Source organism: Noviherbaspirillum sp. L7-7A (assembly GCF_019052805.1).
Taxonomy (GTDB): Bacteria; Pseudomonadota; Gammaproteobacteria; order Burkholderiales; family Burkholderiaceae_D; genus Noviherbaspirillum_A.
In genome coordinates this window covers 2293572-2307332 of sequence record NZ_JAHQRJ010000001.1, presented here as the reverse complement: position 1 = coordinate 2307332, position 13761 = coordinate 2293572, and the positions used below count along the sequence as shown (strand labels likewise).

The window sequence follows — 13761 nt, the reverse complement described above, 5'->3', positions numbered from 1 at the left end:
ATCGTCATTGGTTTGCGCCGATGCTTTAGCGTCAGAAGATTGTGAAAGCATCCGGCGGCCTGCCCGCGGGGTGGAAGTTTGCGGGGATTTCAGCATGGCTACCATCAACGGCACCAATGGTGCGGACAACCTGGTCGGCACCACCACTGCCGACACCATCAGCGGGCGCAACGGCAATGACACACTGCGCGGCAACGGCGGCCGCGACACCCTGACCGGCGGCGCGGGCAACGACACCTTCGTCTACCTGGCTGTCACCGATTCGCCGGCCAGCGGCAACTGGGACCTGATCACCGACTTCACCCGCGGCGCCGACCGCATCGACCTGACTGCACTGCTGGGCACGACTGACCTGTTGTGGGGCGGCACCACGCCCACCGCCAACGGCGTCTGGTACACCGTCAACGGCACGACGATCTCGGTTTTCGTCGATACCAATGGCGCGCCGGCAACGGCTGAAATGCGGATCGACCTGCAGAACATGGCCAGCGGCACAGTGCTCACCGCCAGCGATTTTCTGGGGGTGGCGGCGCCGCCCAACACCGCGCCGGCATTCACTTCATCCAGTGCCTTCAACGTGGCGGAGAACGGCACGGCGGTCGGCACGGTGGCGGCCACCGATGCCGAGAGCCAGGCTTTGACCTACAGCCTTGTTGCAGGCGGCGATGCGGCGCTGTTCACGATCAATGCCACGACAGGCGCGCTCAGTTTTGCGGCAGTGCCCAACTTCGAGGCACCGGCGGATATTGGCGCCAACAACGTCTATAACCTCACGGTGCAGGCCAGCGACGGCACGTTGAACGCCACGCAGGCGATTGCAGTGACGGTGACCAATGTCAATGAAGCGCCGGCATTCACCTCGCCGCAGGCTTTCAGCATGCCCGAGAACGGCACGGCGGTGGGCGCGGTGGCGGCGACCGATCCGGAAGGGCAGGCACTGACCTACAGCCTCGTGGCGGGCGGCGATGCGGCGCTGTTCAACATCAATGCCACCACCGGCGCACTGAGCTTTGCGGCCGCGCCCAACTTCGAGGCGCCGGCCGACATTGGCGCCGACAACATCTACAACGTCACGGTGCGCGCCAGCGACGGCACGTTGAACACCACGCAGGCCGTTGCCGTCACCGTCACCGACGTGAACGAGAATCCGACCGGCGCGGCACCAGTGTTCTCCTCACCCACTGCGGCCTACAACGTGGCCGAGAACAGCACCACCGTCGCCACCATCACCGCCACCGATGCCGACAGCCCGACGCTGACCTACAGCATCGCCGGCGGCGCCGATGCCGCCCGCTTCGCCATCAACGCCACTACCGGCGCATTGCGTTTCGTGACCGCGCCGGACTTCGAGGCGGCCGCCGATGCGGGCGCCGACAATGTCTACAACGTCACGGTGCAGGCCAGCGACGGCGCGCTGAACGCCACGCAGGCCGTCGCAGTGACGGTGACGAATGTGGTCAATGAAGTGCTGACCGGCGACGCCAATGCCAACACGCTGGTGGGCGCCGGCGGCAACGACACCTTCACCGGCGCGGGCGGTGCCGACACCCTTACCGGCGGTGGCGGCAGCGACCTCTTCGTGTACCAGACCACGACCGAGTCCGCGCCCAATACCAACTGGCAAACGCCGCCGGATGCCACGGTAACGCGGACCTGGGACGTGATCACCGACTTCACCCAGGGCACGGACCGTATCGACCTGTCGGCCCTGCTGGGCCCGACCGACCTGGCCTGGGGCGGGCAGGCGGGCAACAGCAACACGGTGTGGTATGCCAAGTCGGGCACCAGCACCTTCATCTACGTGGATGCCGGCGGAGACGGCCAGCCGCCGCCGGAACTGATGATCGAGCTGCGCAACACCCAGGCGCTGGCGCCGGTGGCGACCGACTTCATCGGCGTGATCGGCGGCAGCCCGGCGGGCAGCAACACCGCGCCGACCTTCACGTCGCCAGCTGCATACACGGTGGCGGAGAACGGCACGGCGGTCGGCACGGTGGCGGCGACCGATGCCGAGAGCCAGGCCGTGACCTACAGCCTTGTTGCAGGCGGCGATGCGGCGCTGTTCACGATCAATGCCACGACAGGCGCACTCAGTTTTGCGGCAGCGCCCAACTTCGAGGCGCCGGCGGATATTGGCGCCAACAATGTCTATAACTTCACGGTGCAGGCCAGCGACGGCACGTTGAACGCCACGCAGGCGATTGCAGTGACGGTGACCAATGTCAATGAAGCGCCGGCATTCACCTCGCCGCAGGCTTTCAGCATGCCCGAGAACGGCACGGCGGTGGGCGCGGTAGCGGCGACCGATCCGGAAGGGCAGGCGCTGACCTACAGCCTCGTGGCGGATGGCGATGCGGCGCTGTTCAACATCAATGCCACCACCGGCGCACTGAGCTTTGCGGCCGCGCCCAACTTCGAGGCGCCGGCCGACATTGGTGCCGACAACATCTACAACGTCACCGTGCGCGCCAGCGACGGCACGCTCAACACCACGCAAGCCGTTGCCGTCACCGTCACCGACGTCAACGAGAATCCGACCGGTGCGGCGCCGGTATTTTCCTCGCCAAACGCGGCCTACAGCGTGGCCGAGAACAGCACCACCGTCGCCACCATCACCGCCACTGACGCCGATAGTCCGACGCTGACTTACAGCATTGCCGGCGGCGATGATGCGGCCCGCTTCGCCATTGACGCCAGCAGCGGCGCACTGCGCTTCGTGACCGCGCCGAATTTCGAGGCGCCGGCGGATGTCGGTGCCAACAATGTCTATAACGTCACCGTACAAGCCAGCGACGGCACCCTGAACGCCACGCAGGCGATTGCAGTCACGGTGACCAACGTCAACGAGGCGCCGGGGTTCACTTCGCCAGCTGCCTTCAGCATGGCCGAGAACGGCACGGCGGTGGGCACGGTAGCGGCGACCGATCCGGAAGGGCAGGCACTGACCTACAGCCTCGTGGCGGGCGGCGATGCGGCGCTGTTCAACATCAATGCCACGACAGGCGCATTGAGCTTTGCGGCCGCGCCCAACTTCGAGGCGCCGGCTGACATTGGCGCCGACAACATCTACAACGTCACGGTGCGCGCCAGCGACGGCACGTTGAACACCACGCAGGCCGTTGCCGTCACTGTCACCGACGTGAACGAGAATCCGACCGGCGCGGCACCAGTGTTCTCCTCACCCACTGCGGCCTACAACGTGGCCGAGAACAGCACCACCGTCGCCACCATCACCGCCACCGATGCCGACAGCCCGACGCTGACCTACAGCATCGCCGGCGGCGCCGATGCCGCCCGCTTCGCCATCAACGCCACTACCGGCGCATTGCGTTTCGTGACCGCGCCGGACTTCGAGGCGGCCGCCGATGCGGGCGCCGACAATGTCTACAACGTCACGGTGCAGGCCAGCGACGGCGCGCTGAACGCCACGCAGGCCGTCGCAGTGACGGTGACGAATGTGGTCAATGAAGTGCTGACCGGCGACGCCAATGCCAACACGCTGGTGGGCGCCGGCGGCAACGACACCTTCACCGGCGCGGGCGGTGCCGACACCCTTACCGGCGGTGGCGGCAGCGACCTCTTCGTGTACCAGACCACGACCGAGTCCGCGCCCAATACCAACTGGCAAACGCCGCCGGATGCCACGGTAACGCGGACCTGGGACGTGATCACCGACTTCACCCAGGGCACGGACCGTATCGACCTGTCGGCCCTGCTGGGCCCGACCGACCTGGCCTGGGGCGGGCAGGCGGGCAACAGCAACACGGTGTGGTATGCCAAGTCGGGCACCAGCACCTTCATCTACGTGGATGCCGGCGGAGACGGCCAGCCGCCGCCGGAACTGATGATCGAGCTGCGCAACACCCAGGCGCTGGCGCCGGTGGCGACCGACTTCATCGGCGTGATCGGCGGCAGCCCGGCGGGCAGCAACACCGCGCCGACCTTCACGTCGCCAGCTGCATACACGGTGGCGGAGAACGGCACGGCGGTCGGCACGGTGGCGGCGACCGATGCCGAGAGCCAGGCCGTGACCTACAGCCTTGTTGCAGGCGGCGATGCGGCGCTGTTCACGATCAATGCCACGACAGGCGCACTCAGTTTTGCGGCAGCGCCCAACTTCGAGGCGCCGGCGGATATTGGCGCCAACAATGTCTATAACTTCACGGTGCAGGCCAGCGACGGCACGTTGAACGCCACGCAGGCGATTGCAGTGACGGTGACCAATGTCAATGAAGCGCCGGCATTCACCTCGCCGCAGGCTTTCAGCATGCCCGAGAACGGCACGGCGGTGGGCGCGGTAGCGGCGACCGATCCGGAAGGGCAGGCGCTGACCTACAGCCTCGTGGCGGATGGCGATGCGGCGCTGTTCAACATCAATGCCACCACCGGCGCACTGAGCTTTGCGGCCGCGCCCAACTTCGAGGCGCCGGCCGACATTGGTGCCGACAACATCTACAACGTCACCGTGCGCGCCAGCGACGGCACGCTCAACACCACGCAAGCCGTTGCCGTCACCGTCACCGACGTCAACGAGAATCCGACCGGTGCGGCGCCGGTATTTTCCTCGCCAAACGCGGCCTACAGCGTGGCCGAGAACAGCACCACCGTCGCCACCATCGCCGCCACCGATGCCGACAGCCCGGCGCTGACCTACAGCATCGCCGGCGGCGCCGATGCCGCCCGTTTCGCCATTGATGCCAGCAGCGGCGCGCTGCGCTTCTTGACTGCGCCCGATTTTGAAGCCCCGACCGATGTCGGCGCCAACAATGTCTATAACGTCACCGTGCAGGCCAGCGACGGCGCGCTGAATGCCACGCAGGCAGTCGCGGTGACGGTGACCAATGTGGTGGTGGAACCCATTGCCGGCACCGCTGGCAACGACATCCTGAACGGCACCGCCGGCGCCGACATCTTCGATATCAGCGCCGGCGGCAACGACACGGTAACCGCAGGCGCCGGCAGCGACACTATCCTTGCCGGCGCCGCCTTTACTGCCACCGACCGCGTCGATGGCGGCTCGCCGGCCGATGACACGGTGGAAACCGACACTCTGGTGCTCAACGGCGACTACACGGCAGGCGTCACGCTGGCCGCAACTACCCTGCTCAATGTGGAAGAGGTCACGCTAAGCGCCGGCAACAGCTACAGCCTGACTTTCAACGACGCCAACGCAGTGGCAACCACCGTCACCGTCGATGGATCGGCCCTGGGCGCGGCCAATACCATGACCATCAATGCCAGCGCCGAGACGGAGTCGTCCTATACCATCAACGGCGGCGCCGGCAATGACGTGCTCACAGGCGGCGCCTGGTCGGATTATTTCGACATCAGCTTCGGCGGCAACGACATCGTTACCGGCAATGCCGGGCGCGACTCGGTATTCGCCGGCGCGGCAATGACCGCGGCCGACCAGTTCAATGGCGGCGCCGGCGTCGACACGCTGTACCTGAGCGGCGACTACAGCGCCGGCCTGACCTTTGGCGCCACCACCCTGGCTGGTGTCGAGGTCATCGTGGCGCAGGGCGGCAACAACTACAGCCTGACGCTGAACAACGCGATGCTGGCCGGTACCCAGCAGGCCAGCGTGGAAGGCTTCGGCCTGGGCAGCGCCAACAGCCTCACCGTGAACGCCTCGGCCGAGACCGACACCGGCACCGTCTATACCCTGAGCGGCGGCGCCGGCAATGACAATCTCACCGGCGGCGCCGGCAACGACGTGCTCAATGGCGGTGCCGGCAATGACATCCTGGTGGGTGGCGCGGGCAATGACATCCTCACCGGCGGCGCCGGCAACGATACGCTGACCGGCGGGCTGGGCAATGATGTCCATGACTACAACACGCTGAGCGATCGCGGTACCACCGGCGACATCATCACCGGCTTCAGCAAGACCGGCACGAATGGCGTCGACTCCCTGAACCTGCATGACCTGCTGCTCACCTTCACCGGCTTCAACGGCACCAATGCCTTCACCGGCGGCTATCTGCAGTTCGATACATCCTCGGGAGCCAATACGGTGGTGCGGGTCGACAGCACCGGCGGCGCCAACAGTTTCGTGACGCTGGCTACGCTGAACGGCACGCTGCTCCTGCAGTCCGACACCGCCAATTACGTGCTGTGAATGCAGCGCGCCCGGCGGGCTTCGGCCTGCCGGGCCTTCAACTCACGCCCGACGGCCCGGCCAGCACTGCCTTGACACGCCGCGCCAGTTCCTCGCGGCGATAGGGTTTGTTGATGATGTCGAACTCGGCATGCCCGGTTTCATTGCGTTCCAGCGCCGGGTCGGCATAGCCGGTGGTCAGCAGTATGCGCAGGCCCGGATGCTGCCGTTTCGCCTCGCGCGCCAGCATCACGCCATTCATGCCGCCGGGCATGATCAGGTCGGAAAACAGCATTGAAATGCTGGCTGTGCCCTGCAACGCCTTGAGGGCATCGGCCGGGCTGGTGACCACGATGCTGCGGTAGCCCAGGCTTTCCAGCATTGCCTGCGCCAGTTCGGCCACTTCCAGCCTGTCGTCCACCACCAGGATGGTTTGACCATCCCCGGCGTCCGCCTGGAAGGAAGGAGCGGAGGAAGGCGCGGCCAAGGCGTTTTCCGTGGCGGGAAAGTACAGCCGCACCGTGGTGCCGACGCCCACTTCGGAGTACAGGTAGACGGCGCCGCCGGACTGCTTGGCGAAGCCGTATACCATGGACAGGCCCAGCCCGGTGCCCTTGCCTTCCTCCTTGGTGGTGAAGAAGGGATCCATCACGCGGTTGAGCAGTTCCGGCGGGATGCCAGTGCCGGTGTCGGTCACGGCGATCGACACATGGCGGCCGGCGCGCAGGCCGGAGAAGGCATGCAGGTCTTCCTCGCCGATGACTTCATTGCGGGTGCGCAGCGTCAGCAGGCCGCCGCCCGGCATGGCGTCGCGCGCATTGAGCAGGACGTTGAGCAGGGCCACTTCCATCTGGGTCGGATCGACCTGGCAGTTCCAGAGGTCGGGCGCGGGCTCGGTGCGCAAGGTGATCTCGGTGCCCAGCGTGCGGCGCGCCAGGTCGGCCAGGTTCTCGGTCAGCGAGTTGAGATTGAGGGTGCGGCCATACAGCCGCTGCTTGCGCGCAAAGGCCAGCAGCCGCTGTGTCAGCACCGATGCCTTGGTGACGGCGCTGCGCACGCTGTCGACATGGCGGCGCATCTGGCCCCGGTCCGGATTGGGCGTGGTCAGGCTCAGGTCCATCATTTCGAGATAGCCGGCCATCACCTGCAGCAGATTGTTGAAGTCATGGGCGATGCCGCCGGTCAACTGGCCCAGCGCTTCCATCTTCTGGGCCTGCCCCAGGGCTTCCTCGGCATCGCGGCGCCGGCTGACATCGAGCTGGGATCCGAAGAAATAGACCAGCTCGCCATTGGCATCGAATACCGGCGAGACGAACAACGCATTCCAGAAGGTCGAGCCATTCTTGCGGTAATTCAGGATTTCCAGCGCGACGTCGCGCCGCTCCCTGATCGCCTGGCGCATCTCGGCCACGGTGGCGGGGTCGGTTTCCGGGCCCTGCAGGAAGCGGCAGTTGTTGCCCACCACTTCCTCCATCGAATAGCCTGTCATTTGCAGGAAGGCCGGATTGGCGAACACGACCGGGTTGTCGGGCTTGCGCGGGTCGGTCACGATCATTGGCATGCGGGTCTTTTCGACCGCAGCAAAAAAGATATCGCGTTCGCCCAGCGCATCGTTGGCTGATGCACTTGTCTGGCGTTGGCGCTGGGTTTCTGATGCAGGCATGGTATTAGGCGTCGCCAGTGGAGCCAGGCGTTCCTTGTCGCATGGCTTCTGATGAATTACCGTTCATAAATAATGCACTGTAGGCAGCTTTTCCATCGCTGTCTGTAAGCGCAGCGGCCGGATATGTGTAGGACTTTGACCTTGCAGGCGGGGCACCAGCGCACATGCGCGCCGGCCCGGTTTTGCCTGCCTGCGTCCGGATCAACATCGGGCGCCGCCGGATGTGGCATAGTCGGGCCGTTACCTCACTTCCTTTCGCCATGGACAGCATAGACCTCGATGTTTTGAAGACCTGCGGGCAGTGGATCGCGCAGGGCCGACCATGCCAGCTGGTGACGGTGATCCGCACCTGGGGATCCAGCCCGCGCCCGGAAGGCGCCACGCTTGCCTTGTCGGGCGACGGCCAGGTCATCGGTTCGGTCTCGGGCGGTTGCGTGGAAGACGACCTGATCGCCAGGGTACGGGCCGAGGGCATTACCCATACCCGGCCCGAGATCGTCACCTACGGCATCACTGCCGACGAAGCGCATCGCTTTGGCCTGCCCTGCGGCGGCACGATTGAGCTGGCGATCGAGCCGCTGTCGGCGAAGAGCCGCATCGGCGAATTGCTGGCGCAGCTCGGCAGGCACCAGCTGGTTGCGCGCCGGCTCGACCTTGCCACCGGCGACGTTACCCTGAGCCCGGCCAGCCCCGGCATGAGCATGCAGGTGTCGTCGGCGGCGCTAACGACGGTGCATGGGCCGCGCTGGCGGCTGCTCATCATTGGCGCCGGCCAGCTGTCGGCCTTCCTGGCGCAGATCGCCGTCGGCATGGAATACCAGGTAACCGTGTGCGACCCGCGCGAGGAATACCGCGGCAGCTGGAACGTGCCGGGCGTGGACGTGGTGCATGCGATGCCGGACGACCTGGTGCTGGAGATGCGCCTCGATGCCCGCAGCGCGGTGGTGGCATTGACGCATGACCCCAAGCTCGATGACCTGGCGCTGATGGAGGCGCTGAAGTCGCCTGCCTTCTATGTCGGCGCCATCGGCTCGCGCGCCAACAATGCCAAACGCCGCGAGCGGCTGAAACTGTTCGAAGTCAGCGATGAACAGCTGGCCCGGCTGCATGGCCCGATTGGCCTCTACATCGGCAGCAAGACGCCTGCCGAGATCGCCATTTCGATACTGGCCGAACTGACGGCGGTGAAGAATGGCGTACAGCTGCCGGCCGAAATGCAGGTCGAGGCCGCCAAGCGTGCCGCGCAGCAGACGCAGAGCGCGGCCTCCTGCGGCGTTACCGGATAGGTTTTTGCGCAGGCGGCGCATTGGGCACGTTGCGTCGATTGTGCCGCCGGCGGCATGCTGTTTCCCGCACGGACGGTCTTCACGCCATGGCGCTTCGTCCCAATCATTGCTGACTGTGCCCCATGCATGAAAGGATACCCCATGAGCAGCAAGACACTGCGGCGACAGCATGAAGCGCTGCGCGACGATATCGGCGACCTGGTCACGCGCCGCCCCTTGCCCGGCCCCAGACTGGACATGCGCCAGCTGGACCCCTTCCTGTTCCTCAATCATCACGGACCGCAGGTCTATGGTCGCAACAACCACGGCCTGCCGTTTGGCCCGCACCCGCATCGCGGTTTCGAAACCGTTACCTTCATCCTGCAGGGATCGCTGGCGCATCGCGACAGCGGCGGCCATGAAAGCGTGATCAACGAGGGCGGGGTGCAGTGGATGACGGCCGGCAGCGGCCTGATCCATGAGGAAGTGTCGCCGCGTGCCTTTCTGGAAAGCGGCGGGCCGCTGGAAATCCTGCAGCTGTGGGTCAACCTGCCGGCGCGGCTGAAGATGACGCAGCCGCGCTATACCGGCCTGCAGAAGGAGGCGATACCGGCGCTGCCCACCGAAGACGGTCGTGGCACGGTCAACCTGATCGCCGGAAGCTGGCATGGCCGGCAGGGACCGTTCGAGTCGCTGACAGGCGTGTTCATGAGCACAGTGAGCCTTGCCGCCGGCGGCAGCGTGCGCTTTGAAGGCCTGGCCGGGCGCAACGTGTTCCTGTATGTGGTGGGCGGAACGGTTCGCATCGGCAACGACAGCGCGCAGCAGCACCGTCTGCTGCAGCTGAGCGACGAGGGCGACACGGTCGACATCGCCGCCGAATCGGATGCGGCACTGCTGTTTGGCCATGCCGATCCCATCGGCGAGCCGGTGGTGGCGCATGGCCCGTTCGTGATGAACACCCGCGACGAGATCCAGCAGGCCGCCCGCGACTACATGGACGGCAAGTTCGGGGCAGCGCTATAGCGGGCGCTACGGAAAGGCAGCATTTTTGCGCGGCAGGCATGCGACTGGCAGGTATTGTCGTGCAGACCCCGTGCCAGCGCGCCGCCTGCCAGCCGCGATCAGGCCGCGATCCTGCCAGTCCGGTCGCACAGCAGACGCCTGCCCTGCTGGCTGCAGGTCGTCATGACCTTGCCGCCGGCGGTATAGGCCTTGTAGATCCATCCGGTGCCGACGCGTTCCATCAGCACGAAACCGAAGGTGCTGCTGTGGGTGATGCGTTCCAGCGTCACGCCCGGCGCCGGCGCCAGCGGCGGCAGGGGCGAAGGCAGGGACAGGCTGACATCGTCGCCGCCATTGCCGCTGATGATGGTGGCCGGATGGTCCGAAGCGAAGGTGAGCGCCTGCAAACTATGCACATGGCCATGCAGCGCAAGCTGTATGCCAGCCGGGTAGTAGGCAGAGCCGTTGACCTGCGCCATGGCGTCCTGCAGCGGCAGGTTGCCGCCGATGAGCCTGCCGTCATCCAGCATCTCGTAGCCCAGGACCGGATGATGGCTGGCGAAGAAGCTGCCACCGCGCACGCCGCCGGCTAGCCGGGCCACGCTCATCATCTGCAGCTGGTAGTTCAGCGGCTTCGGATCGTCCACCGGCAGCCTGGCCCATCCTGCATTCGCCGAGTCGAACACGATGAACTGGTTATCGCCGCCGAGCGGCACGGCATATGGCGGCGACAGATTGGCAACGGCATCGTTACGGGCATCATTGCAGCTGCGTGCGGGGGTATAGGGCTCGGGTGCCAGGAAACGGAACCAGCCCTGGCCGGCGCGTGCGCATTCCTCGTGATTGCCGCGCACCATCACCCAGGGCGCTGCCGCCATGAGAGGCGCGGCCGGCCTGAACAGATCCGCCTCCCACGCATCCCAGCCATAACCCCAGGGGCTGTCCTTGCAGCCGGCAAGGCCCTCCGGGCAGGCGGTTTCTCGGTAATGATAGTCGCCGACATGCAGCACCAAGTCGGGTTTCAGGCTGGCCGCGGTGGCGGCGATGCGTGACAGCGGCCATCGGTCGATGTTGTTGCAGTCCTGGAAGGCATTGTCCGACTTCCTCATGCGGCAGCCGGTATCGCCCAGGATGACGATGCGTTGCGGCTGCGCCTTGGGCAGGGGCAAGGGCTCGCCGCCAATGCTGGCGCTGACGGCATCTGCCGGCAGGGTCGCTTCGCAGGTAATCACCGGAAAGTCGGACGGCTTGGAATCATTGGGCTTGCTGGCGGTGGGACGCTGGGGCATGGTGCCGCTGCCTGCCCGCAACTGCATGCGAAAGCGGGCATTGCCAACGTTGATAGCGGGGCAGGTGTCGGAGGTGCTGATGGCACGGGCAATCGCCGTGCCGTTGGGACCGAGCACGACCCAGCTGTACTGCACATGGTCAGGCTTACTCGCCTCGTCATCTCCCGGAAGGCCGTTGCAGCCGGCGATGAGCATGGCAATGGCCAGCCCGATGAATTTTTGCATTGCTTGTCCTCGGTTGGGTCCGGCCCGGGCGAACGAAAAGGGGTGGCATGCTGAATGGAAGCCACGCGGGCAGTTTTCTGTCACTGCTGCCGCTGCCAGGGTTCATTTCCGTTTGCGGCACTGAAACCGGACCGCACGCGCCCGGCGGGACAAGCTCCGGGCCCGCAAAACGCAAAATTTCTGCCGCGCCGGGCGTGGCAAATCGACACCGCCGCGTGGCTGCCGGGCCTATTCTTCAAAAAGTTTATGTTAATGTTTCACGTCGTCAAAAAGACGCCGCAACGAACTCAAAACAATCCATGGCCGCGATGCCTGGCGCACGGGCGCCGCGAGCCTCACGGGAGACCAGGAGACAGCATGAAAATCCGCTTCAAGAAATTGGCCGCCATTGCCGGCATCACTGCCATCGGCATCCTCGCCACCAGCAGCAGCGCCTGGGCGCAGGCATTGGAAAAGCAGAAGGTATCCATCGCCGTTGGCGGCAAGAACCTTTTCTACTACCTGCCGCTGACCATTGCCGAGCAGCTCGGCTATTTCAAGGACGAGGGCCTGCAGGTGGAGATCAGCGACTTCGCCGGCGGCGCCAAGGCCCTGCAGGCTCTGGTGGGCGGCAGCGCCGACGTGGTGTCGGGCGCTTTCGAGCACACCATCAACATGCAGGCAAAGAACCAGATGATCACTGCCTTCGTGCTGCAGGGCAGGGCGCCGCAAATCGTGTTCGGCGTCTCCAACAAGACCATGCCCAACTACAAGTCCATCGCCGACCTGAAGGGCAAGAAGATCGGCGTGACCGCGCCCGGCTCGTCGACCAACATCGTGGCCAACTTCGTGCTGGCCAAGGGCGGCCTGAAACCCAGCGACGTTTCCTTCATCGGCGTGGGCACTTCGGCCGGCGCGCTGTCGGCGCTGCGTTCCGGCCAGATCGACGCGATCTCCAACCTCGATCCGGTCGTCACCATGCTGCAGCAGAAGAACGAGATCAAGGTGATCGCCGACACCCGCACCCTGAAGGACACCAATGAACTCTTCGGTGGACCGATGCCCGCCGCGACCCTCTACACCACGGAAGCCTTCCTGAAGAAGAACCCCAACACCTCGCAGGCGCTCACCAATGCGATGGTGCGCGCGCTGAAGTGGCTGCAGAAGGCCGGTCCGTCCGACATCGTCAAGGTGGTGCCGGAGAGCTATCAGCTGGGCGACCGCGCGCTGTATCTGGAAACCTTCACCAAGGTGCGCGAGGCACTGTCGCCCGATGGCCGCTTCCCGGAAGCCGGCGGCCAGACCGCGCTGAAAACCCTGAAGGCATTCGAGCCTGAGCTGGAAGGCAAGAACATCGACCTGTCCAAGACCTTCACCAACGAGCTGGTCGCCAAAGCGAATGCCAAGTACAAGTAGGCAGGGCCTGGCGCCGGCATTGCTGTTGAACGACATCAGCTGCACTTTCATTTCGAAGGAAAACCGGGCGCAGCGCTACACCGCGGTGGCCAACACCACGCTGGCCATTGCGCCCGGCGAGTTCGTCTCGGTGGTGGGGCCAACCGGTTGCGGCAAGTCCACCCTGCTCAACGTCGGCGCCGGCCTGCTGCAGCCGTCCTCCGGCGAGGTAAGCGTATTCGGCGAGCCGCTGGATGGCATCAACCGCCGTGCCGGCTACATGTTCCAGGCCGAAGCGCTGATGCCATGGCGCAGCGCGCTGGAAAACGTCATTGCCGGCCTGCAGTTCCGCGGCATGCCCGATACGGACGCCCGCGCGCTGGGCGAGCAATGGCTGGCGAGGGTAGGGCTGCAAGGCTTCGGCGACCGCTATCCCCACCAGCTGTCGGGTGGCATGCGCAAGCGGGTGGCGCTGGCGCAAACCCTGATCCTGGACCCGGACATCATCCTGATGGACGAGCCGTTCTCGGCGCTGGACATCCAGACCCGGCAGCTGATGGAAAACGAAGTGCTGGACCTGTGGAGCGCAAGGCGCAAGGCGGTGCTGTTCATCACCCATGACCTCGACGAGGCCATCGCGATGTCGGACCGGGTGGTGGTGCTGTCGGCCGGCCCGGCCACGCATCCGATCGGCGAATTCATCATCGACCTGCCGCGGCCGCGCGATGTCGCCGAAGTGCGGGCGCATCCGCGCTTTGTCGAGCTGCACAGCCAGATATGGGCCGTGCTGCGCGACGAGGTGCTGAAGGGCTATCAGCAACAGAAGAGGCTGGCGTAGAG

7 protein-coding genes are annotated in these 13761 nt (G+C 65.4%); 5 read left to right on the top strand and 2 right to left on the bottom strand.

All coding sequences use genetic code 11. The features are described from left to right. Positions 1–94: 94 nt before the first annotated feature. The gene (locus KTQ42_RS10485) at positions 95–6121 is read left to right on the top strand and encodes a cadherin domain-containing protein (protein ID WP_217345447.1); all 6027 of its coding nucleotides are present in this window, start codon (positions 95–97) and stop codon (positions 6119–6121) included. Between the two features lie 37 nt (positions 6122–6158). Here KTQ42_RS10485 and KTQ42_RS10480 read toward each other — a convergent pair whose 3' ends face one another. Continuing rightward, on the bottom strand, positions 6159–7763 hold the full coding sequence (locus tag KTQ42_RS10480; RefSeq protein ID WP_217345446.1) for a histidine kinase famiy protein: 1605 nt from the start codon (positions 7761–7763) through the stop codon (positions 6159–6161). Positions 7764–8023: 260 nt separating this feature from the next. On the opposite strand from KTQ42_RS10480, the gene KTQ42_RS10475 reads away from it, so the two are divergent. Beyond that, positions 8024–9049, top strand: coding sequence for an XdhC family protein (locus KTQ42_RS10475; protein WP_217345445.1), 1026 nt, complete (start codon positions 8024–8026; stop codon positions 9047–9049). A gap of 141 nt (positions 9050–9190) precedes the next feature. Continuing rightward, positions 9191–10054, top strand: a complete 864-nt coding sequence (locus KTQ42_RS10470) for a pirin family protein (protein WP_217345444.1) — start codon at positions 9191–9193, stop codon at positions 10052–10054. 98 nt (positions 10055–10152) lie between these two features. Here the strand turns inward: KTQ42_RS10470 and KTQ42_RS10465 are convergent, their stop codons facing one another. Continuing rightward, complete coding sequence (locus KTQ42_RS10465; protein WP_249222713.1) at positions 10153–11547, bottom strand: metallophosphoesterase; 1395 nt, start codon at positions 11545–11547, stop codon at positions 10153–10155. Positions 11548–11904: 357 nt separating this feature from the next. On the opposite strand from KTQ42_RS10465, the gene KTQ42_RS10460 reads away from it, so the two are divergent. Then, positions 11905–12942, top strand: coding sequence for an ABC transporter substrate-binding protein (locus KTQ42_RS10460; RefSeq protein WP_217345443.1), 1038 nt, complete (start codon positions 11905–11907; stop codon positions 12940–12942). After that, positions 12926–13759: an ABC transporter ATP-binding protein gene (locus KTQ42_RS10455; protein ID WP_217345442.1), complete on the top strand. Its 834-nt coding sequence runs from the start codon at positions 12926–12928 to the stop codon at positions 13757–13759. Before KTQ42_RS10460 ends, KTQ42_RS10455 begins: the two co-directional genes overlap by 17 nt. Positions 13760–13761 lie beyond the last annotated feature (2 nt).